21 protein-coding genes are annotated in these 24,469 nt (G+C 57.8%); 17 read left to right on the top strand and 4 right to left on the bottom strand.

Annotated features, from left to right (window positions below):
- The first annotated feature begins 58 nt into the window (after window positions 1-58).
- From ASQ50_RS06650 to ASQ50_RS06590, 13 genes are all read left to right on the top strand, one after another.
- Window positions 59-3,802 carry a nitrate reductase subunit alpha gene (locus tag ASQ50_RS06650; protein WP_058092692.1) on the top strand — a complete coding sequence of 1,248 codons (3,744 nt, stop codon included), beginning with the start codon at window positions 59-61 and terminating at the stop codon, window positions 3,800-3,802.
- Entirely contained in the window at window positions 3,799-5,376 is a 1,578-nt protein-coding gene (gene narH / locus ASQ50_RS06645) for a nitrate reductase subunit beta (RefSeq protein WP_058092693.1), read from the top strand. The genes ASQ50_RS06650 and narH overlap by 4 nt, the downstream gene beginning before the upstream one ends.
- A 10-nt stretch (window positions 5,377-5,386) precedes the next feature.
- Window positions 5,387-6,127, top strand: coding sequence for a nitrate reductase molybdenum cofactor assembly chaperone (narJ, locus tag ASQ50_RS06640; protein WP_058092694.1), 741 nt, complete (start codon window positions 5,387-5,389; stop codon window positions 6,125-6,127).
- A gap of 18 nt (window positions 6,128-6,145) precedes the next feature.
- The gene (narI, locus tag ASQ50_RS06635) at window positions 6,146-6,823 is read left to right on the top strand and encodes a respiratory nitrate reductase subunit gamma (protein WP_058092695.1); all 678 of its coding nucleotides are present in this window, start codon (window positions 6,146-6,148) and stop codon (window positions 6,821-6,823) included.
- 124 nt (window positions 6,824-6,947) lie between these two features.
- Entirely contained in the window at window positions 6,948-7,754 is an 807-nt protein-coding gene (locus ASQ50_RS06630) for a peptidylprolyl isomerase (RefSeq protein WP_058092696.1), read from the top strand.
- Between the two features lie 307 nt (window positions 7,755-8,061).
- On the top strand, window positions 8,062-8,811 hold the full coding sequence (locus tag ASQ50_RS06625; protein WP_058092697.1) for a Crp/Fnr family transcriptional regulator: 750 nt from the start codon (window positions 8,062-8,064) through the stop codon (window positions 8,809-8,811).
- Window positions 8,812-8,865: 54 nt separating this feature from the next.
- A complete protein-coding gene (locus ASQ50_RS06620) occupies window positions 8,866-9,267 on the top strand; it encodes a hypothetical protein (protein ID WP_058092698.1) in 402 nt (133 codons plus the stop codon).
- A 135-nt stretch (window positions 9,268-9,402) separates the two neighbouring features.
- Window positions 9,403-11,511: a transcriptional regulator NosR gene (gene nosR, locus ASQ50_RS06615; RefSeq protein ID WP_058092699.1), complete on the top strand. Its 2,109-nt coding sequence runs from the start codon at window positions 9,403-9,405 to the stop codon at window positions 11,509-11,511.
- Between the two features lie 62 nt (window positions 11,512-11,573).
- Window positions 11,574-13,469: a TAT-dependent nitrous-oxide reductase gene (nosZ, locus tag ASQ50_RS06610; protein WP_058092700.1), complete on the top strand. Its 1,896-nt coding sequence runs from the start codon at window positions 11,574-11,576 to the stop codon at window positions 13,467-13,469.
- Window positions 13,470-13,753: 284 nt separating this feature from the next.
- The gene (locus ASQ50_RS06605; RefSeq protein ID WP_058092701.1) at window positions 13,754-15,022 is read left to right on the top strand and encodes a nitrous oxide reductase family maturation protein NosD; all 1,269 of its coding nucleotides are present in this window, start codon (window positions 13,754-13,756) and stop codon (window positions 15,020-15,022) included.
- Window positions 15,019-15,951 (top strand): ABC transporter ATP-binding protein, encoded by a 933-nt coding sequence (locus ASQ50_RS06600; protein WP_058092702.1) that lies wholly within the window; start codon window positions 15,019-15,021, stop codon window positions 15,949-15,951. Before ASQ50_RS06605 ends, ASQ50_RS06600 begins: the two co-directional genes overlap by 4 nt.
- Window positions 15,948-16,778, top strand: coding sequence for an ABC transporter permease (locus tag ASQ50_RS06595; protein ID WP_058092703.1), 831 nt, complete (start codon window positions 15,948-15,950; stop codon window positions 16,776-16,778). Before ASQ50_RS06600 ends, ASQ50_RS06595 begins: the two co-directional genes overlap by 4 nt.
- Window positions 16,779-16,798: 20 nt before the next feature.
- Window positions 16,799-17,413: a nitrous oxide reductase accessory protein NosL gene (locus tag ASQ50_RS06590; protein WP_068351415.1), complete on the top strand. Its 615-nt coding sequence runs from the start codon at window positions 16,799-16,801 to the stop codon at window positions 17,411-17,413.
- A 225-nt stretch (window positions 17,414-17,638) separates the two neighbouring features.
- Here ASQ50_RS06590 and moaA read toward each other — a convergent pair whose 3' ends face one another.
- The gene (gene moaA / locus ASQ50_RS06585) at window positions 17,639-18,631 is read right to left on the bottom strand and encodes a GTP 3',8-cyclase MoaA (RefSeq protein ID WP_058092704.1); all 993 of its coding nucleotides are present in this window, start codon (window positions 18,629-18,631) and stop codon (window positions 17,639-17,641) included.
- Window positions 18,632-18,850: 219 nt separating this feature from the next.
- Between moaA and ASQ50_RS06580 the strand changes: the two genes are divergently transcribed.
- Genes ASQ50_RS06580 through ASQ50_RS06570 form a run of 3 tightly spaced genes read left to right on the top strand, consistent with a single transcriptional unit; the run spans window position 18,851 to window position 19,958 of the window.
- Window positions 18,851-19,075 (top strand): hypothetical protein, encoded by a 225-nt coding sequence (locus ASQ50_RS06580; protein WP_058092705.1) that lies wholly within the window; start codon window positions 18,851-18,853, stop codon window positions 19,073-19,075.
- 23 nt (window positions 19,076-19,098) lie between these two features.
- Window positions 19,099-19,491, top strand: a complete 393-nt coding sequence (locus ASQ50_RS06575) for a YbaN family protein (RefSeq protein WP_227510192.1) — start codon at window positions 19,099-19,101, stop codon at window positions 19,489-19,491.
- Window positions 19,492-19,520: 29 nt separating this feature from the next.
- Window positions 19,521-19,958, top strand: coding sequence for an RrF2 family transcriptional regulator (locus ASQ50_RS06570; protein ID WP_058092706.1), 438 nt, complete (start codon window positions 19,521-19,523; stop codon window positions 19,956-19,958).
- On the opposite strand, the gene ASQ50_RS06565 is transcribed toward ASQ50_RS06570, so the two are convergent.
- Window positions 19,946-21,037, bottom strand: a complete 1,092-nt coding sequence (locus tag ASQ50_RS06565) for a fatty acid desaturase family protein (protein WP_058092707.1) — start codon at window positions 21,035-21,037, stop codon at window positions 19,946-19,948. The two genes, ASQ50_RS06570 and ASQ50_RS06565, sit on opposite strands and share 13 nt — an antisense overlap.
- A gap of 48 nt (window positions 21,038-21,085) precedes the next feature.
- The gene (locus ASQ50_RS06560; RefSeq protein ID WP_058092708.1) at window positions 21,086-22,192 is read right to left on the bottom strand and encodes a ferredoxin reductase; all 1,107 of its coding nucleotides are present in this window, start codon (window positions 22,190-22,192) and stop codon (window positions 21,086-21,088) included.
- 197 nt (window positions 22,193-22,389) lie between these two features.
- Between ASQ50_RS06560 and ASQ50_RS06555 the strand changes: the two genes are divergently transcribed.
- Window positions 22,390-23,019 (top strand): TetR family transcriptional regulator, encoded by a 630-nt coding sequence (locus ASQ50_RS06555; RefSeq protein ID WP_058092709.1) that lies wholly within the window; start codon window positions 22,390-22,392, stop codon window positions 23,017-23,019.
- A gap of 5 nt (window positions 23,020-23,024) precedes the next feature.
- On the opposite strand, the gene ASQ50_RS06550 is transcribed toward ASQ50_RS06555, so the two are convergent.
- Window positions 23,025-24,461, bottom strand: coding sequence for a WS/DGAT/MGAT family O-acyltransferase (locus tag ASQ50_RS06550; RefSeq protein WP_058092710.1), 1,437 nt, complete (start codon window positions 24,459-24,461; stop codon window positions 23,025-23,027).
- Between the last annotated feature and the right edge of the window lie 8 nt (window positions 24,462-24,469).

The raw sequence follows: 24,469 nt of genomic DNA, 5'->3' as shown, positions 1-24,469 counted from the left end.
TTCTCACACACAATGGTCTCAAATCGGAGCAACGATCCGGCAGACGGAGAGAGAGACCATGAGTCATTTAATCGACAAACTGAATTACTTCAGGAAGAAGCGCGAGCCGTTCGCGGGCGGCCACGGCGAAACCCATGAAGTCAGTCGCGAGTGGGAAGACAGCTACCGCCAGCGCTGGCAGCACGACAAGGTTGTGCGTTCCACCCACGGCGTAAACTGCACCGGCTCCTGCAGCTGGAAGATCTACGTCAAGAACGGCCTGGTCACCTGGGAAACCCAGCAGACCGACTACCCCCGTACCCGCCCGGACCTGCCCAACCACGAGCCCCGCGGCTGCCCTCGAGGTGCCAGCTATTCCTGGTACATGTACAGCGCCAACCGCTTGAAGTACCCGCTGATGCGCAAGAGCTTGATGAAGCTCTGGCGTGCGGCCCGTATTCAGTTCAACGACCCGGTACAAGCCTGGGCGTCCATTGTTGAAGACCCCAAGAAAACCGCCGAGTACAAGCCCCGCCGTGGTATGGGTGGCTTCATTCGTTCCAACTGGGACGAAGTCAACGAGCTGATTGCTGCCTCCAACGTCTACACCGCCAAGAAGTTTGGTCCGGACCGCATCATCGGCTTCTCGCCGATCCCGGCCATGTCCATGGTGTCCTACGCCGCGGGCAGCCGCTACCTGTCAATGATCGGTGGCGTGTGCATGAGCTTCTACGACTGGTACTGCGACCTGCCGCCGGCCTCCCCGCAAACCTGGGGTGAGCAGACCGACGTACCGGAATCCGCTGACTGGTACAACTCCGGCTACATCATCGCCTGGGGTTCCAACGTGCCCCAGACCCGTACCCCGGACGCCCACTTCTTTACCGAAGTGCGCTACAAGGGTACCAAGACCGTTGCCATCACCCCGGATTACGCGGAAGTGTCGAAGCTGTCCGACGAGTGGCTGAACCCCAAGCAGGGCACCGACGCGGCCCTGGGCATGGCCATGGGCCACGTGATCCTGAAAGAGTTCCACGTCGACAAGCCCAGTGAATACTTCACCGATTACGTGCGCCGTTATACCGACATGCCGTACCTGGTCATGCTGGATGAAAAGGACGACGGCAGCTATGTGCCGGGCCGTTTCCTGCGGGCCAGTGATCTGGTGGACGGACTGGGTGAAGAAAACAACCCGGAATGGAAAACCATCGCCATTGACGAGAGCACTGGCGAGCTGACCGCACCGAACGGCTCCATCGGCTATCGCTGGGGCGAGAAGGGCAAGTGGAATCTGAAGCAGACCGCCAAGGGCTCCGATGTAAACCTTCAGCTGTCCATGGTCGAGAAACACGACGACGTTGTGGACGTTGCCTTCCCGTACTTCGGTGGTATTGAGCACGACCACTTCAAGCACGTGGAAATCAAGGACATCCTCAAGCACAAGCTGGGCACCCGTAAGGTCCAGCTGGCTGACGGCACCGAAGGCCGTGTGGTCACCGTTTACGACCTGATGGTGGCCAACTACGGCATCAGTCGTGGCCTGGGCGAGGACGACGGTGCCACTTCCTATGACGAAGTGAAGCCCTACACCCCGGCCTGGCAGGAAAAGATCACCGGCGTGCCCGCGGAGAAAGTGATCCGCATTGCCCGCGAGTTTGCGGATAACGCCGACAAGACCAAGGGCCGCTCCATGGTCATCGTGGGTGCCGGTATGAACCACTGGTACCACATGGACATGAACTACCGTGGCCTGATCAACATGCTGATCATGTGTGGCTGTATCGGCCAGAGCGGTGGTGGCTGGGCCCACTACGTTGGCCAGGAAAAACTGCGCCCACAGACCGGCTGGCAGCCGTTGGCGTTCGGCCTGGACTGGCAGCGCCCGCCACGCCACATGAACTCCACCTCGTTCTTCTACGCCCACTCCGGGCAGTGGCGCTACGAGAAGCTGGGTGTGGATGAAATCCTGTCGCCGCTGGCGGACAAGTCCAAATTCAGTGGCAGCCTGATCGACTACAACGTGCGCGCCGAGCGCATGGGCTGGTTGCCGTCTGCGCCGCAGCTCAACCGCAACCCGCTGGGAATTGCCGCAGAAGCCGAGAAGGCTGGCATGGAAGTTTCCGACTACGTGGCCAAGTCCATGAAGGATGGCTCCCTGGCGTTCGCCAGTGAAGATCCGGAAGCTCCGGAAAACTGCCCGCGCAACCTGTTCATCTGGCGTTCCAACCTGCTGGGCTCTTCCGGCAAGGGCCATGAGTACATGCTCAAGTACCTGCTGGGTACCAAGAACGGCCTGCAGGGCAAAGACCTGGGTGTGGAAGGCGGTGCCAAACCGCAAGAGGTCAAGTGGCGCGATGAGGCTCCGCAGGGCAAGCTCGACCTGCTGGTGACCCTGGACTTCCGTATGTCCACCACCTGTCTGTATTCAGACATCGTTCTGCCGACTGCCACCTGGTACGAAAAGAACGACCTGAACACTTCAGACATGCACCCGTTCATCCACCCGCTGACCGCCGCCACCGATCCGGCCTGGGAAGCGCGCAGTGACTGGGAAATCTACAAGGGCATAGCCAAATCCTTCTCCAAGGCGGCCGAGGGCCACCTGGGTGTCGAGAAAGACGTAGTCACCCTGCCGCTGCTGCACGATGCGCCGGCGGAACTGGGCCAGCCATTCGATGTGAAGGACTGGAAAAAAGGCGAATGCGACCTGATTCCCGGTAAAACCGCGCCCAACTTCATCACCGTTGAGCGGGATTACCCGAACACCTACGCCCGCTTTACCTCCCTGGGTCCGCTGATGGACAAGCTGGGTAACGGTGGCAAGGGCATCAACTGGAACACCGAGAAGGAAGTCAACTTCCTGAAGGAACTGAACTACACCCACCTGGAAGGCGCCAACGCGGGCCGTCCGAAGATTGAAAGTGCCATTGATGCAGCGGAAGTGATTCTGACCCTGGCGCCGGAAACCAACGGGCAGGTCGCGGTGAAGGCCTGGGCCGCGCTGTCTGAAATGACTGGCCTGGACCACACCCACCTGGCGAAAAACAAGGAAGAGGAAAAGATCCGCTTCCGGGACATCGTGGCCCAGCCGCGCAAGATCATCTCCAGCCCGACCTGGTCAGGCCTGGAGGACGAACATGTGTCCTACAACGCCGGCTACACCAACGTGCACGAACTGATCCCCTGGCGCACCCTGACCGGCCGCCAGCAGTTCTACCAGGATCATGAGTGGATGCGTGCCTTTGGCGAGAGCCTGCTGGTGTACCGCCCGCCGATCAACACCAAGGCGGTCGAGAGCATGCAGGACCAGCGCAGCAACGGTAACCCCGAGAAAGCGCTGAACTGGATCACGCCGCACCAGAAGTGGGGTATTCACAGTACCTACAGCGACAACCTGTTGATGCTGACCCTGTCTCGCGGTGGCCCCATCGTGTGGATGAGTGAAGACGACGCCAAAGACATCGGCGTTGAGGATAACGACTGGATCGAGCTGTTCAACAGTAACGGTGCCATTGCGGCCCGGGCGGTGGTCAGCCAGCGGGTAATGCCTGGCATGGTGATGATGTACCACGCCCAGGAACGCAACGTGAACGTACCGGGCTCTGAAATTACCGGTACCCGGGGCGGCATCCATAACTCGGTTACCCGAGTGTGCCCGAAACCGACCCATATGATCGGTGGCTATGCCCAGTATTCCTACGGCTTCAACTACTACGGCACCGTAGGTTCCAACCGGGACGAGTTCGTGGTGGTCCGCAAGATGAAGAACGTGGACTGGCTCGACGGTGAAGGCAATGACTATGCTCAGGAGGCAGTAAAATGAAAATCCGTTCCCAAGTCGGCATGGTGCTGAACCTGGACAAGTGCATTGGTTGCCACACCTGTTCCGTCACCTGCAAAAACGTATGGACAAGCCGTGAAGGCATGGAATACGCCTGGTTCAACAACGTCGAAACCAAGCCCGGTATCGGCTACCCGAAAGAGTGGGAGAACCAGGACAAGTGGAAGGGCGGCTGGATGCGCGACAGCTCCGGCAAGATCCGCCCCCGCATCGGTGGCAAGTTCCGGGTACTGGCGAACATCTTCGCCAACCCGGACCTGCCGGAAATCGATGATTACTATGAGCCGTTCGACTACGACTACCAGCACCTGCACACCGCCGGTGATGTGAAGCACCAGCCGGTCGCCCGGCCCCGGTCGCTGATCTCCGGCGAGCGCATGAAGAAAATCGAATGGGGCCCCAACTGGGAAGAAATTCTGGGCACCGAGTTTGCCAAACGCCGCAAAGACAAGAACTTTGATCAGGTGCAGGCAGACATCTACGGCCAGTTCGAAAACACCTTCATGATGTACCTGCCTCGCCTGTGCGAGCACTGCCTGAACCCGGCCTGTGTGGCCAGCTGCCCGAGCGGTGCCATCTATAAGCGCGAAGAGGACGGCATTGTACTGATCGACCAGGACAAGTGTCGCGGCTGGCGGATGTGTGTCTCCGGCTGCCCGTACAAGAAGATCTACTTCAACTGGAAAACCGGCAAGTCCGAGAAGTGTATTTTCTGCTACCCGCGTATCGAAGCCGGTCTGCCGACCGTGTGCTCCGAGACCTGTGTCGGCCGTATCCGCTACCTCGGTGTGCTGCTGTACGACGCAGACCGCATTGAAGAAGTGGCCAGCGCCCCGGGCGAGCACGAGCTGTATGAAAAGCAGCTGGAAATCTTCCTGGACCCGTTCGACCCGAAAGTGATCGAGCAGGCGAAGAAAGACGGCATCCCGATGAACGTCATCGAAGCCGCCCAGCAGAGCCCGGTCTACAAGATGGCCGTCGACTGGAAACTGGCCCTGCCGCTGCACCCGGAATACCGCACCCTGCCCATGGTGTGGTACGTGCCGCCCCTGAGCCCGATCCAGTCTGCGGCGGAAGCCGGCAAGGTGGAGTTCGACGGCGTGCTGCCGAAGATCGAAAGCCTGCGGATTCCAGTGAAATACCTGGCCAACCTGCTGACTGCCGGTGATGAGAAGCCGATCGTTCGTGCCCTCAAGCGAATCATGGCCATGCGTTTGTACAAGCGGGCCGAGACCGTGGAAGGCAAGGAAGACCTGCGTGCCCTCGAAGAGTGTGGCCTGACCAAGGCCCAGGCGGACGAAATGTACCGCTACCTGGCCATCGCCAACTACGAAGACCGCTTCGTGATTCCGACCAGCCATCGCGAACTGGCCAAGGAAGCCTTCCCGGATGCAGACGCATACGGCGAGCGCGGCGGTTGCGGCTTCAGCTTCGGCGACGGCTGCAACGGTGGTGACAGCGACTTCAGCCTGTTCGGCGGCAAGAAGCAGACCACCAGCATGGTCAGCAAGCTGGCGACCGTAAAGCAGGTCGACCCGAAACAGCTGCAGGATTGAGGAGCGAGTTATGCAACTTCTGAAAGTACTGGCGCGGGTACTCGAATACCCCACCGACGAACTGCAGCAGTCCAAAGACGCCCTGGTAGCCGCTGTCCTGGAGGACAGCCGGCTGCCCCGGCAGAACAAAGAACAGCTGCTGACCTGCATCGACCGCCTGTGCGACGGAGACCTGATGGACCTTCAGGAATCCTACGTAGGCACCTTCGACCGGGGCCGGGCCACCTCCCTACTACTGTTCGAACACGTTCATGGTGAATCCCGTGACCGCGGCCAGGCCATGGTAGACCTGATGGAGCAGTACCGGGCCAACGGCCTGGAGATTGATGCCCGGGAACTGCCGGACTACCTGCCGCTGTTCCTGGAATACCTGTCTACCCGGCCGTGGGACGAAATCAGGAACTGGCTGGAAGACATCCACCACATCCTCGGCCTGCTCGGTGAGCGGCTGTACCAGCGTGAAAGCGTCTACCACGTGGTGATGGATTCCCTGCTGGTGCTGTCCGGCCGCAAGACCAACCGCCAGGAGCTGGCCCGGATCGTCGCCTCGGAAGAGCGCGACGACACGCCAGAAGCCCTGGACAAGGTCTGGGAAGAAGAAATGGTGAAATTTGTGGATGACCAGGGCAGCTCCTGCAGCACCGGTGGCGTGGTTGGACAACGCCGCCGCGAGCTGGAACAGACCCAGACCATTCACCTGAGTGATCAGCTGATGACGAACGCCACACCCCGTCAGGCAGGGCGCGCTTAAGCGCAGGAGGAAATGACAATGTCCTATCTACACACACTGGTTTTCGGGGTATACCCGTACATCGCCCTGGCGGTCCTGTTCATCGGCACCTGGGCGCGCTATGACCACGGTCAGTTCACCTGGAAAGCCCATTCCAGCCAGATGCTGAGAAAGAAAAACATGGTACTGGCCAGCGTGCTGTTCCATGTGGGTATCCTGGTGATCTTCTTCGGCCACCTGGTTGGCCTGCTGGCTCCGAAATGGGCCTACGAATGGCTGCTGACCCCGGGCCAGAAACAAATCGTGGCAGTCGTGGTTGGCGGTATCGCCGGCGTCATGTGTCTGATTGGCGGCGCCATGCTCGCCTGGCGCCGACTGACTGATCCCAGAGTACGTGCCAGCAGCACTATGGCCGACAACCTGGTTATCTGCATCCTCGTGGTACAGGTTACTTTGGGCTTGCTGACCATTATCCCCACCATGGGTCACCTGGACGGCTCCCAGATGCTCAAGTTCTCCGCCTGGGCTCAGGGCGTTTTGACCTTCCAGGGCGGCGTGGCCGTGTATGTTGCTGACGCTCACTGGATTTTCAAGATGCACATCTTCCTGGGCCTGACCCTCTTCGTACTCTTCCCGTTCACCCGACTGGTACACATGCTCAGCGTGCCGGTGGAGTACTTCGGGCGGAAGTACCAGGTGGTTCGCAAACGCGCCTGAATCTGAAGCAGCCACGGACGGCTCGGACTCACACGGACAGGAATGATTTTATACAAGTTCCTGTTCGTCTTTGTCCGTGAATGTCCGTGCCGTCCGTGGCAAAGAATCTTTTTGGAGAAGCAACATGCAAATAATCCCCGTCGGCGAAGCCGGCAAACCCAGAAACCAGTTCCCTCCGGTGTATGTGGGTGACACGCTGATCCACGAAGACGACATCGCCCGGGAAATGCAGCACCATCCCGCCGAAGAACTGGCCCAAGCCTGGCACGACGCCGCCAAAAGCCTCGTCATCCGCGAGTTGCTCCTGCAACAGGCCAGCCGCCTGAACCTGGACCACATCGAAGACGAAGAAGACCGCATCGCCCGGGTACTGGAACTCGAACTCAACGTCCCGGACCCCGATGAACAGGACTGCGAACGCTTCTACGCCGCCAACCCCGGCCGATTCTGCAGCCCCACCATCATGGCCGTCAGCCACATACTCCTGGCTGCCGCCCCGGACGACATCGAAGAACGCATGCGCCAGGAAGAAGCCGGCCGACAACTCCTGTCCGCGCTCCTGGACGGCCGTTCACAGTTCAACGAACTGGCAAAACAATACTCCGCCTGCGAATCCCGCCACCAGGGGGGCAGCCTGGGGCAGATCAGCAAAGGCCAGACTGTCGAAGAATTCGAACGCCCGGTACTCAGCCTCACCGAAGGCCTCAACCCCGAGCTCATAGAAACCCGCTACGGCTGGCACATCGTCCGCGTAGACCAACGCATCGATGGTGAACAGCTACCGTACGAACACGTCAAACCCCAGATTCGCCAATACCTCAGCGAAAGCGTCACCCGCCGCGCCTTCCGCCAGTACCTGCAAGTCCTGGCCGTTGAAACCGGCATCGAAGGCGTCGATCTGGAGCTGCCGGATTCGCCGTTGATGCAATAAATAGGAATATTACTCCGGAGTGCGAAGGCCGGCAGTTGTAGACCCTTCCAAAACCTTGCGGAGCCAGGGATGGCGGAGCAGAGCGTACAGGGATGTATTCACAGCGTGTTTTGGAAGGGTCTACAACTGCTGGCCAAACTCCATGATCTGATTTCCAGTTTGGTTAGCAAAGCGAATAATTGAGTTAAGTCAACTACTCAACAAGAACCCGCCTTATACCCCCATCGGGGGAGCGATTTTTCACCACTATCCCTCTACTATTTAAAACAAGATATTGAATGCATTAATATGCAGAGAGGATACTCCAATGGCCGTCACCCAAAGCGCCGAAAGCCGATACACCAAACCCGTACTCGTCGCCATCAACAAACCGCTTGATGAAGAAGACGGCCTGGAAGCACTACGCAGCCACGCCCTGTTCCGCAGCCTCAAAGCCCACGACCTGGACTACCTCATCCAGCAGTCCCGGCGCCTGCGTCTCGGCCACCACCAGCTGCTCTACCGCCAGGACATGCCAGCGCACCACTTCTTCTTTGTGATCAGCGGCCGCCTCAGACTCTACCGCCTGGACTCCTCCGGCATCGACAGAACCCTCGACAGCATCGCCCCCGGCGACTGCTTCGCCGAAGTCATGATCTACGCCGATCCGCCAAGGTACGCCTGCTACGCCGAAGCACTCAAATCCAGCGAAGTGCTGATGATCCCGGTCAAAGCCTATCAGGACCTGCTCGACCGGCACCCGGAGTACGCCCAGGCCGCGCTTCGCCATTACGCCATGCGCGCCGTCACACGGTTCCACGACCTGGAAATCATGACCGTCCAGAACGCCCGTGACCGCCTGATCCGCTACCTGATTGACCTGCTGCCTAATGGCGCCCTGGAAGGGGGCGAAGTTGAACTGCCCCTGCCCAAATGCCTGGTGGCCTCGCGCCTCGCTATGCAGCCGGAAACCTTCTCCCGAATTCTGGCCGACCTCAAGTCCAACGGCCTGGTCCGGGTGAATCGTAGCAGACTGTTTATTTCCGACCCTCAACGACTGATCGAAATCAGTCAGTAGTTTTCGGGTCCTCCGGGCCCTTTTTTCAATCTTCGCCAAGTCAGGGGCATTTATATGATCAGCAGTTACCAGGACCTTGTTAAGGCCAGCCAGAACGAACATGAGCCCCAGCGATTCCTGTTTGTGTTCTGCAAAGCCGAGCTGCCGGATGATGCATCCGCCGCCGAGCGGGCCGCCTTCCAACGTGGTGAGGGTGGGGCGCTGACCCCGGTAATCTGCGTGGATAAAACCCCTGGGGAAGCGCCAGACTTCACTGTGTTGGCTGAAGAGTCCCGAACCACTGGCCAGGACTGGGATATGGTTTTCGTGGCGGCCATGTCTGGCCGTGGCGGCATAGAACCCTCCAGTGATGAAGCCCAGCAACCCATGACCATGATGGTTGAAAGCATCCGTGTGGGTAACGTCGGCAATTACCTGCCCCTCGATAAAGCCGGTCAGGCCGTGAGCCTGGTCTGAGCTTCGCCGGTTACGCCTTTGGCGTATCCAAAAAGAGGTATGTGATTTTTATCAATTGTCATCCACCCTTGTTGTATTCCATCAGGATTGGGGGTTTGAGTGTTTAACGGATTAGGTCTGGTATTTCTCGCGTTGATGGCTCTCGCCTCGTCCGCCAACGCTACCTCATTGAGCGAGTATGAACCGGTCGCCGGGCGTCAGGTGATTCAGGTCGCCATTCCGTCGGTCACTCGCTATGAGCCCCGGGAAGACAACCGGGCCATCCAGCAACTCTATGCTGGCGATGAACTGGTGGGCTATGCCTACCAGACCCTCGATTTCGTGCAAACCCCGGCATACTCCGGGAAGCCCTTGAATGCCATGGTGGTACTGGATACCGAAGGCGAGATCAAAGGCGCCCGGGTGATCCATCACGATGAACCGATTCTCTTGATCGGTATTCCCGAAGCCAAGATGCATGAGTTCACTGACCAATACGCCGGCCTGAAAGCTGACCAGCGAGTAACCGTTGGGGGTAAATCGTCCGAACGTAGGGTGGCAGTCGATGGTTTATCCGGTGCCACCGTCACGGTCATGGTCATCAATGAAGTCATTATGCGCACGGCGCATCGAGTTGGCGGTGAGCTGGGCCTGGTCGAAGGTGTTGGTGTTGGTAAACGGCCACCCAAGGCTGAAGTGATCAAGGACAGCTTCCGGCAACGTTCCTGGACAGAATTAACCGGTGACGGCTCAATCCGCCGGATGCTGCTGACCCGGGGCCAGGTTGATGATGCCTTTGCCGGTGGGCCGGCAGAAGGTTTTGAAACCGCCGCGCCGGATCAGCGTGACGAACCCCTGATCGATTTGTACGCCGCTTACCTGGATGCCCCTTCCATTGGCCGCAATCTGTTGGGTGATCGCCAGTACGAGTGGCTGATGTCTGAGCTAAAGGACGGCGAACATGCCATTGCGGTGCTGGCTAACGGCTCTTATTCTTTCCGTGGTTCAGGCTATGTGCGCGGCGGCATTTTTGACCGGCTGCAGGTTCGGCAGTTCGGCGATACCTTTAACTTCCGCGACCTGGACTACTACCGCCTGAGTGATGTGTATCTCGGTGATATGCCGCGCCTGCCGGAAATGGCCATCTTCATCATTCGCCAGAAGTACAACTTCGACCCCGGCGAGCCCTGGTCTCTGGAGCTTACGGTTAAACGCCAGACCGGTCCCCTGGACAGTGAATTTGCGGTGTTCCCCCTGGAATACCAGTTGCCTGACAAGTATTACACCCGCGCAGAGCCCGAGCTGACCCAGGAAGAGTGGTTGGAAGAGCAACCCATGTGGGTTCAGGTCTGGTATCAGAAGCAGTTCCAGATCATCGTGGTGGGACTGGGTATTGGCGTGCTGCTGTTTATCCTGTTCTTCCAGGACTGGTTGGTGCAAAAGCCGCGGATGATGCGCTGGATTCGCCACGCATTTCTCACTTACACCCTGTTCTTTATTGGCTGGTACGCCCTGGGGCAGTTGTCGATTGTCAACGTGCTGACCTTTGTAAACAGCCTGATCAGCGGCTTCCGCTGGGAAACTTTCCTGATTGATCCCATGCTGTTCATTCTCTGGTCGGTGGTGGCCGGCATCGTATTGCTCTGGGGGCGTGCGGTTTACTGCGGCTGGCTGTGCCCGTTTGGCGCCCTGCAGGAACTGACCAACGAAATTGCCCGCAAACTGAAGGTGCCCCAGTACACCGTGCCGTTTGCCGTGCATGAACGGCTCTGGGCAATCAAATACATAATTCTGCTGGTGTTGTTTGGCGTCTCGCTGGATTCTCTGGCAACCGCCGAGCGAATGGCGGAAGTGGAGCCATTCAAAACCGCTATTACCCTTAAATTCGATCGTACCTGGCCGTTTGTGGCCTACGCGGTGTTGCTGCTGGTGGTCAATTTGTTCACCCGTAAAGTCTTCTGCCGCTATCTGTGCCCGCTTGGAGCCGCCCTGGCTCTGCCTTCCAAGCTGCGGGTGTTCGACTGGCTCAAGCGCCGCAAAGAGTGCGGCAACCCCTGCCGCCTCTGCGACCACGAATGTGAGGTGCAGGCTATCCATCCGGATGGGCACATCAATTACATGGAGTGCCACTACTGCCTGGATTGCCAGATGACCTATTTCGATGACCACAAGTGCCCACCGCTGATCGTCAAGCGCCGAGGCAAACGCCGTGGTCACAACGCACCGGGCCACCCGGAGGAAATCCCCGTGGTTCAGGTGAACTGAGCAGTACCTGTAAAAAGCCATGAGAAGCTAAAACCGCCATAACCAATAACGGAGTTGTCGCTATGAGCAAGAAAGATGATCTGAGCCAGAACGCACCGGAGGTTCCCGAAGGTGGTCTGAGCCGCCGCCGCTTTATGGGCGCCGCGGCCCTGGCCGGCGTGGCTGGTGCAACCGGCCTGGGTACCACCATGATGACCCGCGAATCGTTCGCCGCCGCTGGCCGTGAAGCCCGTAACAAGGTGCATATCGAGCCAGGCGAACTGGATGAGTACTACGGTTTCTGGAGCGGTGGTCACCAGGGTGAAGTACGTGTTCTGGGCGTTCCGTCCATGCGCGAGCTGATGCGGATTCCGGTGTTCAACATTGATTCCGCCACCGGCTGGGGCATCACCGACGAGAGCAAGGACATTCTGGGCCGGGACAAGCTGTATCCAAACGGCGATTGCCACCACCCGCACGTGTCCATGGAAGACGGCCGTTACGACGGCAAATACCTGTTCATTAACGACAAGGCCAACAGTCGTATTGCCCGTATTCGACTGGATGTGTTCAAAACCGACAAGGTGACCCACATCCCCAATGTTCAGGCGATTCACGGTTTGCGTCTCCAAAAGGTGCCGCGCACGAACTACGTGTTCTGTAATGCCGAGTTTGTCATTCCACAACCGAACGATGGCAGCGATTACAGCCTTGAGAACAGCTACACCATGTTTACTGCGGTTGACGCTGAAACCATGGAGGTCGCCTGGCAGGTCATTGTGGACGGCAACCTGGATAACACCGACGCCGACTACACCGGTAAATATGCGGCCTCAACCTGCTACAACTCCGAGAAAGCCGTAGACCTGGCCGGCACCATGCGAAACGACCGTGACTGGGTGGTGGTGTTCAACGTGGAGCGCATCGAAGCTGCCGTCAAGGCCGGTAACTTCAAAACCATCGGTGATTCCGGCGTGCCAGTCGTTGACGGCCGTAAGGGTTCCACCGTTACCCGTTACATTCCGGTGCCGAAGAACCCGCACGGTCTGAACACTTCTCCGGATGGCAAGTACTTCATTGCCAACGGCAAACTGTCTCCGACAGTGTCCATCATTGCCATCGACAAGCTCGATGACCTGTTTGATGACAAGATCGGTGACCGCGATCCGATTGTTGCGGAGCCGGAGCTGGGTCTTGGGCCTCTGCACACCACGTTCGATGGCCGTGGCAATGCCTACACCACGCTGTTTATCGACAGTCAGGTGGCCAAGTGGAACATCGCGGATGCGATCAAGCACTACAATGGCGAAGACGTGAACTACATCCGCCAGAAGCTGGACGTTCACTATCAGCCGGGCCACAACCACGCGTCGCTGACCGAATCACGCGATGCCGATGGCAAGTGGCTGGTGGTGTTGTCGAAGTTCTCCAAGGACCGCTTCCTGCCGGTAGGCCCGCTGCACGCCGAGAACGATCAATTGATCGATATTTCCGGCGAGGAGATGAAGCTGGTTCACGATGGCCCCGCGTACGCCGAGCCACACGATTGTATCCTGGTACGCCGTGACCAGATCCGGACCAAGAAGATCTGGGAACGGAATGATCCTTACTTTGCCGCTACTCGTGCGATGGCAGAGAAGGACGGGGTGAATCTTGAGTCTGACAGCAAGGTAATCCGTGATGGCAACAAGGTTCGGGTTTACATGACTTCGGTTGCGCCGCAGTTCGGGTTGCTGGAGTTCAAGGTGAAGGAGGGCGATGAGGTTACGGTGGTTGTGACCAACCTGGACTCCATTGAAGATGTGACTCACGGGTTCTGTATGGTGAACCATGGTGTGAGTATGGAGATCAGTCCTCAGCAGACGGCATCAGTGACCTTTACGGCGGGTAAGCCTGGGGTTTACTGGTACTACTGCAACTGGTTCTGCCATGCGCTGCATATGGAGATGGGTGGTCGCATGTTGGTCGAGAAGGCCTGATAGCTTCTGACCTTGGTTCGGGGTCCCTTTTTTGGGGCCCCAGCCTGTTGGTTGGGAGTAGCAACCCAAGTGGAGAGACCTTTCCAAAACACGCTCCTTCGGCACATCCATGTGACGCTTGGGCTCCGCCATCCTTGGCTCCGCACAGTTTTGGAAAGGTCTCTCCACTTGGATTGCCGGATACCGTGCTGTCCTCGGGGCGGCCGAAGGCGCTATGAATTTCCCCGTGGTTCTGTCTCAGGTCGCGACGTCCACGGGTTACTTATCAACCTAGAGAGCATTTGATGTATCAACTTTTGCGTTATGGGGTGGCCCTGTCAGTCGCTCTGATTTCGCTGACCGCAAGTGCCAACCTGCAAGATCAGCTGGATGCCCTGGAGCCCGGGGTGTCGTTCGAGCTTCCTCCCGAGCAGCTTCCGCCATTGGTTATCCGGGTGCCCGGCGTTTCTGTGTCCTGTGCTGAGGATTCGGTGATTGATGCCGGTGGGGCGGGGCATGCGGTGGAGATTCTGGCGGAGGGGGTGTCGTTTTCCGGTTGTGTGGTGCGTAACTGGGGGCAGGATCTGAATAAGTTGGATGCGGGGATTTTTGTGGCTCGGGAGGCGAAGGGGGCGGTTGTTGCGGATAACCGGCTTCAGGGGCCGGCGTTCGGGGTTTGGTTGGACGCCACGCCGGATGTGGTTGTCCGGAATAACGAGATACGCGGGGAGGCCAGCCTTCGTTCTCAGGACCGGGGGAATGGGATTCATCTGTTCAATACCACCGGGGCGTTGATTGAGGGCAACGACATCCGCCAGACCCGGGATGCGATTTATATCGAGACGGCGAATAACAACAAGATTCGCAATAACGTGATGTCGGATCTGCGCTACGGCATTCACTACATGTATTCGATGCACAACCTGCTGGAAGGCAATCTGACCCGTGGCACTCGCACGGGGTACGCGTTGATGCAGAGCAAGTATCTGACGGTGGTGAATAACCGGTCGGAGAATGATGAGAATTACGGGATTCTGATGAATTTCATCACCAATTCTACTCTCAAGGGCAACGTGGTGACCGGGGTGTCTCAGGGGCAAACTGGTGGGGTGATGATTTCCGGGGGCGAGGGTAAAGCGGTGTTCATCTACAACTCGCTGTACAACACCTTTGAGGGCAATTATTTCGGTCACAGCAATATCGGGATTCACCTGACCGCCGGTTCTGAGCAAAACGAGGTGTTTGATAATGCCTTTGTGAACAACGAGCGGCAGGTGAAGTATGTGGCCACTCGTACCCAGTCCTGGGCGAAGGATGGGCGGGGGAATTTCTGGAGTGATTATCTGGGCTGGGATCGTAACCAGGATGGCATTGGTGATGTGCCGTATGAGCCTAATGACAACGTGGACCGCCTGTTGTGGAAGTACCCGGAGGCCCGGGTGCTGATGTTCAGCCCGGCGGTGGATACCCTGCGTTGGGTGCAGGATGCGTTTCCGGTGGTGAAGTCTGCCGGGGTGAGTGATCCCAAACCGTTGATGCGAATTCCCGAACACCTGCAATCGGAGATCCGATGAACTGCTTTCGACTGGACAATGTGAGCCACCGCTACGATAAGGCGACGGTGCTCCACGGCGTGGACTTGCGGCTGGAGCCGGGGGAAATTCTCGGACTGTTTGGCCACAACGGGGCGGGTAAAACCACTTCGATCAAACTCATTCTGGGTTTGATGAAACCGACCCAGGGCAAGGTTTCTGTGTTGGGTGGCGAAGCCGGTGATCCCCACGTAAGCCAACACATAGGCTATCTGCCGGAGAACGTGATGTTCTACCCGCAGCTGACTGGGCGGGAAATCCTCAGCCATTTTGCCCGGCTCAAAGGTGCCAGTCTCACGCAGGTGCCGGAACTTCTGGAGCAAGTCGGGCTGGATGACGCCATGGATGCCCGTACCAAAACCTACTCCAAAGGCATGCGCCAGCGCCTTGGCCTGGCCCAGGCGTTGCTCGGCAAGCCGAAACTGTTGATGCTGGACGAGCCCACCGTGGGCCTGGACCCGGTGGCAACAGCCGATCTGTACCGGTTGCTGCGGCGCCTGCGGGATGAGGGCACGGGCATTGTGTTGTGCTCCCACGTGCTGCCGGGGGTAGAGCCCTATATCGACCGCGCCGCCATTCTGACCGATGGCGCCCTGAAAGCCGCCGGAGACCTGCCCGCGCTGCGCCGGCAAGCCAACATGCCGGTCACCCTCAGCCTGGAGCCGGCCACTACCATGGCCGCCCTGGAGAAAGCGATTGACGGTGCAAGCCCCAAGGCCGGGTTGATGATGAAAAGCAACAACGGCCGACTGCAGGTAGATGTGGGGCCAAAGGAAAAAATGGCGTTGATACACGCATTGATGAACTCCGGAGAGGTGGCGGACCTGGGAATACACCAGCCCAGCCTGGAAGATATCTACGTCCACTTCATCGGATCGGGCGGACTAGCCCACCGGGGAGGCAGCCAATGAACGCCATCTGGACCATTGCCCGTAAAGAACTTAGCGACAGCTTCCGCAATCGATGGCTGGTAGCCATTTCCCTGGTGTTTGCCACCCTGGCCCTGGGCATTGCCTGGTTTGGCGCCGCGGCATCCGGGCAGGTGGGTTACGCATCCACCCCGGCCACCATTGCCAGCCTGGCCAGTCTTGGTATTTTCCTGATTCCTTTGATAGCGCTGCTGCTGGCCTACGACGCCATCGTGGGTGAAGAAGAGGGCGGCACGCTCCTGCTGCTGATGACCTACCCACTCAGTAAAAACCAGCTCTTGCTCGGCAAATTCCTCGGCCACGGCCTGACCCTGGCCCTGGCCACACTCATCGGCTTCGGCGTTGCCGCCATCGCCATCGCCGTGCTGGTGGACGATGTGGCTGTCGGCGCCCTGGCGGCCGCCATGGGCCGGTTCATCGGCTCAACCGTTCTGCTGGGGTGGGGCTTCATCGCCCTGGCGTACCTGGTCAGCGTCCGAGTCAGCGAGAAACCGGTCGCCGCAGGCCTGGCCCTGGCCATCTGGTTCTTCTTCGTGCTGATCTTTGACCTGATGCTACTGGGCATCCTGGTTGCCAGCGAGGGCAAGCTCAACCCGGAGCTGCTGCCATGGCTGCTGATGCTGAATCCCACCGATATCTACCGCTTGCTCAACATCGTCGCCTTTGGCGACGGCAACCAGCTTAGCGGTGTACTCAGCCTGGGCTCAGACCTGCCCATCGGCACCGGAGGGCTCTGGCTGGGCCTGGCGCTTTGGTGTGCCACACCGCTGATTGGCGCCCTGTTGTTATTCAAAAACCGAAAAATCTGATACCACCGGAGAACAGAACCATGCCCACACCGCTCACCAAATGGCTTATAGCGGCCCTGATGGCGATCACCCTCGCGGGTTGCTCCAACGGCGAACAGCAAGCCGTCGCCAAACCCGACCCGGTTCACTTTGACTCCGGCGACGAATGCCACGTATGCGGCATGGTCATCACCAACTTCCCCGGCCCCAAAGGCCAGGCATTTACCGAACGCCAGCAGCACACCCGCAAGTTCTGCTCCACCAAAGACATGTTCGCCTGGTTCCTGCAGCCCGAAAACGTCAACCGGGACCATACCCTGTACGTTCACAACATGGCTGAATCCCACTGGGACCACCCCGACGACACCCACCTGATCGACGCCCGTGAAGCCTTCTACGTCGTCGGCTCAGAACGCACCGGCGCCATGGGCCCGACCTTGGCATCGTTTGAAACAGAATCCGAAGCGACCGACTTTGCCGCGACCTACGGGGGCGAGATCCTCAGCTTTGGGGATATCACCCTAGAGCACCTGAACGCTGGCATGACGATGCACGGGATGGAGGATATGGGTGAGATGGATCATATGAATGATCAGAGCGAAGAAAAGGATGAACACTCAAAACATGTAAATCCTAATGACCACCATGGACACTGAGATGCCGAGAGTGATCAGGTTTCGGTAAACAAAGAAGGTGTTTCGGAGCGAACCAACGAGAGTCAGAAAGAGCCGGTGGCGGTTGGCCTTCCAAAAATGTGCGGAGCCATGGATGGCGGAGCCCAAGCGCCACAAGGAAGTGCCGAAGGAGCGTTTTTTGGAAGGCCAACCGCCACTGGCTCCAGTTCCAAACCTAAAAGGCTAGGAATCAACAGGCTGGAACAATCAACCGCCAGTCATATTCATAAACCGAAGAATCTGAACCTCACCATTGCTGGAAAAGTGATGCCGCTCCGGTTTCAGATCCATCGCATCAATGATCGCCTGCTGAAGCTTGTCATCCGTCACCGGATTGCCGCGCAGAACCCGCCGCAAATCCACCGAATGCTCATTGCCAAGGCACAGCAAAAGCCGCCCCTCAACCGTCACCCGAACCCGGTTACAGGTCGAACAGAAATTATGGGAATGCGGTGAAATAAACCCGACCCGAACATCGCTGTCCGGCATCTGATAGTAACGTGCCGGCCCGCCAGAATCCTTGGCCACCGGAATCAGCTCATGGCGCTGACGGATGATATCCCGCACCTCCTCGCTGGTGCACAAAGCAAGACCACGATCATGCTCCGAAATCTCGCCCAGCGGCATCTCCTCAATAAAACTGATATCCACCTGCTTCCTGCGGGCAAACTCAATCAGCTCCGGAATCTCTTCATCATTGCGGCCTTTCATCACCACCGTATTCAGCTTGATACCGCGGAAGCCGGCATCCCGGGCGGCATCAATGCCGTCCAAAACCTGCTGAAGATTGCCGGTGCGGGTAATGGAACGGAATTTTTCAGAATCCAGGGAATCCAGACTGATATTGAGACGGTGCAGGCCCGCCTTACGCAGTTTCTCCGCCATGGTCGGCAGCTGGCTGCCATTGGTGGTCATGGCAAAGTCCCGCAAACCATAGGTGCCTACTTCGCGGACCAGTTCAAGGATGTCTTTGCGGACCAGGGGTTCGCCGCCCGTCAGGCGGATTTTCTCGGTACCCAGGGCAACAAAGTTGCGAGCCAGCCTGGCGATCTCCTCCAGCGTCAGAACCTGCTGGCGGGGCAGAAAGGTCATGTCCTCCGCCATGCAGTACACACAGCGGAAGTCGCAGCGGTCAGTTACCGACAGGCGCACGTAATTGACGGTGCGGCCAAATCGATCGGTCAGCTTGGCTTGCGGCATGGGCAGGTTTCCCTGTCTGGAGTCATATGTATAAAGGATAGTCAAAGTATCACAGATATCCCAGCTCAATCCGATACCTCTCGGGGGGTAATCCTTCGTTCTAACCCCAGATGAGGAAAAGGCGCGTCTTGTTTGCGGGTATTTTTTCTGTTTGATTTTCAAGCACAGCCGATGTATCTTTTAATAAGTAAAAAGTATACATGTTTAATGGGGGCGATCATGGAACGCTTTGAAAAATGGCTGGTCATATCAAACGCTGCGGTTCTGGTGTCGTTCCTGGGATTGCTGTTGACGGTGATGCTGGCTTACCCGCTGGCCGATGCCTTGGCACTGCCAGTGCAGATTGCCGCCCACATGGGAACCCTTTTATTCGCGGTTGGGGTGAAAATTGCCTACGTTGCCCGTCTGGCCTTTCTGAGCAAGTTGGGCAGACCCGTACATTGATTCACGGTAGAATAGATGTAGTTATGAATCGTTCCGAGACCCGTGCCATGAAAGCACCTTCCGGTAAAACCGGTTTCCGGATACTTGCGTATATGTCTGTAGCGATTGGTGCCGCCGGGGTTGTTCTTCCGCTGTTGCCGACCACGCCGTTTGTCATACTGGCGGCTTACTTTGCCAGTAAAGGGTCTCCGGAGTTTGCCCGGTGGCTTGAAGAGCACCCGACTTTCGGCCCGGCAATTGCCCAGTGGCAAGAGCGCAGGGCCATTCCGGTTAAGGCGAAGATTCTCGCCTGCGCCATGATGGCGTTGAGCTGGAGCATGTTGGTCTGGCTGGGTTCAACAGTATTTGTATTGACGGTTTCGGGGCTGTTCCTGCTGAGCGTTGCAGGTTATCTGCTCACGAGGCCATCCTGTTAAAGTTTTCCGTCATATTTATGGAGTTATGAATGCACATCACCCGCTATACAGATTATTCCTTGAGAGTTCTGATTTATCTGGCTGAACAGGGTGATCGTCTGGCCACCATTCAGGAAATTGCAGACAGCTACGAAATTTCCAAGAATCACCTGATGAAAGTGGTTCATCAGCTCAACAAGAAAGGCTACATCGAGACCATTCGGGGCAAGAAAGGTGGTATGCGCCTGCACATGGCGCCCAATGAGATCAACATCGGTGTTCTTGTCAGGGAAACGGAGCAGGACCTCAGCATTGTTGAGTGCTTTTCATCAAAGAATGCCTGCAAGATCACCCCGGTGTGCGGCCTGAAGGCCATGTTTGCCGAAGCCTTGAAGGCATTCCTTGAAACACTCGACAAATACACTCTGGCCGATGTTATCCAGGATAAACACCGGCCACAGCTGGTGCGCTTGCTTCAGATCGCCTGAAGCTCGCGCTTTCCTTCCAATCGGGTTCTTACCACGTCCGGCAGCGAGAATTTGCCGATACGTTTGAGGACGGTGCCATACTGTTTGGCAAAGCTCCCGGTGTTGTATGGAATGTCGTATTTCTCGCACACTGCCTGAACCTTCTCGGAAATCTCCGGGTAGCGGTGAGCCGGCAGGTCGGGGAACACGTGGTGTTCAATCTGGTAACTCAGGTGTCCACTCAACACGTGCAGCCACTTACCGCCGGTGAAGTTGGATGAACCGGTGAGCTGGCGCAGATACCAGTGGCCTTTGCTTTCACCCTCGCATTCTTCCTCGGTAAAGGTCTCCGCATCTTGGGTGAAGTGCCCGCAGAAGATAACGGTGGATGCCCAGATGTTACGAATCAGGTTAGCACCCACGTTGCCTGCCAGAACGATAGGAGCGACAGGCAGGGTCAGTAGCGGGAAGAATACGTAATCCTTGAATCCCTGGCGACCGCCCTTACGGGCAAAATCCTTCAGGAACGGCAGCTTGTCGCGCCAGCGCAACTCACCCCGGCGGATCTTCTCGCTCTCCAGTTCGTGTACCCCGACGCCCCACTGGAACAGCACGGTCAGCAGAATGTAGTTGATGAACTGCAACAGGTGGCCCGGGTGCCATTTCACGTCATCACTCAGGCGAAGCACTGCATAGCCATAGTCCCGATCTTTGCCAATGATATTGGTGTAGGTGTGATGTTCGTAGTTGTGGGTCCGGCGCCAGGAATCGCTGGTGCAAACGGTGTCCCATTCATAGGTTTGAGAGTTAAGGGCCGGGTCATTCATCCAGTCGTATTGGCCATGCATGACGTTATGGCCGATTTCCATGTTCTCTATGATTTTTGCGATACCCAGCGTTGCGGTAGCGGCCACGAATACGGGTGGAATGAAGCCAAAGGGCATCATCACCCGGCCGCCCACTTCCAGGGTGCGGTGCAGGCGGATGATCTTGCGGATGTACTTGGCATCCCGCTCGCCCAGGTCTGCAATGACCTCGTCACGGATGGCGTCCAGATCTTTCTGCAGCTCGTTCAGTTGGTCTTCGTTAAGCTTTTTCATATCGATGACTCCCTGCGGCAATAATCGCCGCAATACAAAAGAATGGGGTTAGACGTCCAGGGCGACAGGCCCTTGGGGAACCGAAACACAAAGTTGAACAGGCTCTTCACCCGGGCCGGAGACCTTGCCGGTAAGCCGGTTAACCACGATGCCGCTGGTTTTGCGGCAGCTGCACTGGTGGCAGATGCCCATGCGGCAGCCATATTGGGGTTTCAGGCCAGAGGCTTCGGCAATCTCCAGCAGGTTGGCATCGCCTTCTGAGCCCACTTTCAGGTTGCTGTTGGAAAAGGTCACTTCACCACCCAGTTGATCGCTATCCAGAGATGCCTGTGCCGGGGGCGCAAAAAAGGTACTGTGTATCTGCTTCTCCTTCAGGCCGCGCTTGGCCAGAAGTTCCGTTGCCAGGTCCATCAGACCTTTGGGTCCGCACAGGAATACTTCTCTGGCCTTGATGCCCGCGACGGTCTCCAGGTCGCTGTCCCGCAGATAACGAGGCTCGTCGCTCTCATTGGTTGCGATGATGGTCAGTGACAGCGCAGGCCAGCGTGCTGCCAGGGCCTGCAGTGCTTCCCGGGCGATCACGTCATTCTGGGTGCGCACGTAATAGAGCAGGGTAACGGGGGCCCGATAGTCCTCTGCTGCCATGGTCTGAAGCTGGCTCAGGATAGGGGTGATGCCGCTACCGCCGGCGATGAACAGCACGGGTTGCGCCGGCTCGGGAATCAGGAACTCCCCAAACGCCTCTGTAAGCCCAATCACATCTCCCGGTTGCAGGGCGTCGTGCATCCAGTTGGTGACCAGTCCACCGGGCAGGCGCTTGATGGTCAGGGTGATCTGCCCCTCGGACTGCCACAACAACGGTGAGCTGGACAGGCTGAAGGTGCGGGTGCGGCGAACACCCTCTATATCGGTACAGATGTTCACATGCTGACCTGCCTGGAACCCGGCCCATCGTTTTGCCGGCTTCAGAACGAAGGTTTTGGTGTCAGCTGTTTCGTCAATAATGTTCTCTACTCGTGCCGGTGTGTACTCTTGTACCCACATCGGGTTGATGGCTTCGGCCAGCGGGTCGAAATAGCCGGCCGGGTTGTCCCGGTTCAGTAACTGCCGGCCAAGCCAGTGAAGTGCTTTGGTGTTTGAGAGTCGTGCCAGCATGATTGGTTCTCCATACTTGTTGGTACTTGTTCCACTGCATGTGTACAAGTGTCCACTAATGTGTACGACTGTACACACAAGTTTGACTTTCAACAATTACCTGGCGTGATGGTTGGCTCGAAATGACAAGTCAGGTGGTTCTTTCTCCGGTCTAATGTGTACACTTGTGAACCTGGTTAAGCGGTACGGGAAGAGGAATGGCAGACAAACAAAGGCGCAAGCCAGGGGAAACCCGCGAGAAGCTGATGAGTGCGGCTCTGGCATTGGTGGGTAAAGGCCGGCATTTCGCCAGCCTGGGCATTCGGGAGGTCACCCGGCAGGCCGGTGTTGTGCCTACATCCTTTTACAGGCATTTCCGGAGCATGGACGATCTGGGTTTGCAGCTGGTGGATGAGCTGGGCCTGGTGCTACGCCGAATGATGCGGGAAGCGCGAGCCAATGTGTTGCAGGCAGACAAGCTGATTGAAGAGTCCGTGGGTATCTTCGTGGCTCATGCCCAGGCCAACCGCAGTTTCTTCCTGTTTATGGCTCAGGGCCTGGCGGGGGAAAGTCGGGCGGTACAGGAGGGGATTCGCAGTGAAATGCGTTTCTTCGCCAGCGAGCTGGCCAACGATCTTCGCCGGCTCAGGTTAATGGAGCATCTTAGTGACGCCGATCTGGATGTAACCTGCGATCTGGTAGTGCGAACCGTGGCCTTCAGCCTGACCGACCTGCTCAGCATATCAGAAGACGACGATTACCAGATCGGCCAGGTGCGTAAGCGCACCACCCGTTTCCTGCAGATGGTGTTTGTCGGCGCTGCCAACTGGAACAGCGACAGCGCCTGATTTGATTACTTGGCCGCAGGCTTTTTGGTCCTGGTTTTGCGTGGCTTGGGAGGTAAAATCAGGCTCTCCAGCTCATCCAGTGCTTCCCCGGTGTACACCGCCAGCTTCTGCATGCTGGGTAGAGTGTCGCGGCAGCCGGTGTAACCGAAGTTCAGTGAGCCGGCATAGCTCAAACAGGTAATGTTCAGGGCCCCGCCGTGGGCAATCAAAGATACCGGGTACATGGCTTCCAGCTTTGCGCCCTCGTAGTAAAGCGTTCGCTCCGGCCCCGGGACGTTTGAAATCGTCACGTTAAACACTGGCCGCATGCGCCCGCCCAGGCCAGACATAAGCTGCAGGATATAGGGTGACATCAGCAGCATGGTGTATTGGGTCAGTGCACTCTTCGGCAGTTTTTGCAGATGTTCCTTGGCCCGTCGGGTAGACGTCTTGATTTGCTGAAGCCGGTTCAGCGGGTCTGCTTCATCGGTAGCAAGAGAGGCAATCATGAAACTGATCTGGGTCCCCGTACCTTGGTCGTCGGCCGGGCGGATGTTAACCGGAATGCCGGCCGTCAGGGGTATGTCGGGTAGCTGGCCTTGTTCCAGCAAAAATCGGCGCAATGCCGTTCCGCACAGATACAGTACGATATCGTTCAGAGAACCACCGGATTGGTGCGCCAGAGCTTTCAGGCGATCCAGCTGATAGTGTTGGGTAGCGAAACGGCGCTGACCGGTTACCCGGTGATTCAGCAAAGAGACGGGGCCCGTGAAGGGAGCCGTCAGGCCGTCTTCCGGGTGCCGCACCGAGTGAACCAGGCGGTTGCCAGCCTGCCAGAGTCTGGGTGCCATATCAGCCTGAAGTTTCAGGGCATCCATCGCCTGCGACACCGCCGCCGGTACGCTGGCTTCTTTATCGGTTTTACTGCCCCGGCGCCGCTCCGGCCGTACTGTCCAGGGCGGGGGCATCTTGGTGCGTTCCGGGTCTGTGGTCAGTACCCGCTGCATCAGGCGTACACCACTGATGCCATCAATCATGGAGTGATGCATCTTGGTGTACAGGGCAAAGCGATTGTTTTCCAGCCCCTCGATGACATGGCATTCCCACAGCGGGCGGGAAAAATCCAGGGGATTGGAGTGCAGGCGCGACACCAGGATGCCAAGCTCCCGCTCGCCGCCAGGGCGCGGCAGGGCTGAGTGTCGTACGTGGTAGTCGAGATCGATATCCTTGTCGATTTTCCAGGCAGGGGAGACCAGCCTCCCGAGAAAGCCGGACCAGGCCAGCTTGTATCCCCAGGGGGGGGCTACATCATCCGCCTCTTTCATACGGGAGACCATGTCCCGCAGGAAAGTTTCCGGGGCTCCCTCCGGCAGTGAGAATATCTGCAGGTTACCCACGTGCATCGGGGTGTCTTCAGATTCTACCGCCAACCATGAGGCGTCCAGTGTTCCGAGACGTTTCATTCCTTGTG

The organism is Marinobacter sp. LQ44, assembly GCF_001447155.2.
GTDB lineage: Bacteria > Pseudomonadota > Gammaproteobacteria > Pseudomonadales > Oleiphilaceae > Marinobacter.
Note: the sequence above shows the minus strand (reverse complement) of the source record. Positions and strands in the feature narration are given on the sequence as shown.

What these genes read in the sequence shown, in the direction of transcription:
- ASQ50_RS06565 (WP_058092707.1), bottom strand. Translation starts at nt 21,037, where the DNA reads ATGAAAAAGCTTAACGAAGACCAACTGAACGAGCTGCAGAAAGATCTG.
- narH (WP_058092693.1), top strand. Translation starts at nt 3,799, where the DNA reads ATGAAAATCCGTTCCCAAGTCGGCATGGTGCTGAACCTGGACAAGTGC.
- ASQ50_RS06550 (WP_058092710.1), bottom strand. Translation starts at nt 24,461, where the DNA reads ATGAAACGTCTCGGAACACTGGACGCCTCATGGTTGGCGGTAGAATCT.
- ASQ50_RS06605 (WP_058092701.1), top strand. Translation starts at nt 13,754, where the DNA reads ATGTATCAACTTTTGCGTTATGGGGTGGCCCTGTCAGTCGCTCTGATT.
- ASQ50_RS06555 (WP_058092709.1), top strand. Translation starts at nt 22,390, where the DNA reads ATGGCAGACAAACAAAGGCGCAAGCCAGGGGAAACCCGCGAGAAGCTG.
- ASQ50_RS06630 (WP_058092696.1), top strand. Translation starts at nt 6,948, where the DNA reads ATGCAAATAATCCCCGTCGGCGAAGCCGGCAAACCCAGAAACCAGTTC.
- ASQ50_RS06595 (WP_058092703.1), top strand. Translation starts at nt 15,948, where the DNA reads ATGAACGCCATCTGGACCATTGCCCGTAAAGAACTTAGCGACAGCTTC.
- ASQ50_RS06575 (WP_227510192.1), top strand. Translation starts at nt 19,099, where the DNA reads ATGAATCGTTCCGAGACCCGTGCCATGAAAGCACCTTCCGGTAAAACC.
- nosR (WP_058092699.1), top strand. Translation starts at nt 9,403, where the DNA reads ATGGCTCTCGCCTCGTCCGCCAACGCTACCTCATTGAGCGAGTATGAA.
- ASQ50_RS06560 (WP_058092708.1), bottom strand. Translation starts at nt 22,192, where the DNA reads ATGCTGGCACGACTCTCAAACACCAAAGCACTTCACTGGCTTGGCCGG.
- ASQ50_RS06620 (WP_058092698.1), top strand. Translation starts at nt 8,866, where the DNA reads ATGATCAGCAGTTACCAGGACCTTGTTAAGGCCAGCCAGAACGAACAT.
- narJ (WP_058092694.1), top strand. Translation starts at nt 5,387, where the DNA reads ATGCAACTTCTGAAAGTACTGGCGCGGGTACTCGAATACCCCACCGAC.
- ASQ50_RS06570 (WP_058092706.1), top strand. Translation starts at nt 19,521, where the DNA reads ATGCACATCACCCGCTATACAGATTATTCCTTGAGAGTTCTGATTTAT.
- nosZ (WP_058092700.1), top strand. Translation starts at nt 11,574, where the DNA reads ATGAGCAAGAAAGATGATCTGAGCCAGAACGCACCGGAGGTTCCCGAA.
- ASQ50_RS06600 (WP_058092702.1), top strand. Translation starts at nt 15,019, where the DNA reads ATGAACTGCTTTCGACTGGACAATGTGAGCCACCGCTACGATAAGGCG.
- moaA (WP_058092704.1), bottom strand. Translation starts at nt 18,631, where the DNA reads ATGCCGCAAGCCAAGCTGACCGATCGATTTGGCCGCACCGTCAATTAC.
- ASQ50_RS06580 (WP_058092705.1), top strand. Translation starts at nt 18,851, where the DNA reads ATGGAACGCTTTGAAAAATGGCTGGTCATATCAAACGCTGCGGTTCTG.
- ASQ50_RS06650 (WP_058092692.1), top strand. Translation starts at nt 59, where the DNA reads ATGAGTCATTTAATCGACAAACTGAATTACTTCAGGAAGAAGCGCGAG.
- ASQ50_RS06625 (WP_058092697.1), top strand. Translation starts at nt 8,062, where the DNA reads ATGGCCGTCACCCAAAGCGCCGAAAGCCGATACACCAAACCCGTACTC.
- ASQ50_RS06590 (WP_068351415.1), top strand. Translation starts at nt 16,799, where the DNA reads ATGCCCACACCGCTCACCAAATGGCTTATAGCGGCCCTGATGGCGATC.
- narI (WP_058092695.1), top strand. Translation starts at nt 6,146, where the DNA reads ATGTCCTATCTACACACACTGGTTTTCGGGGTATACCCGTACATCGCC.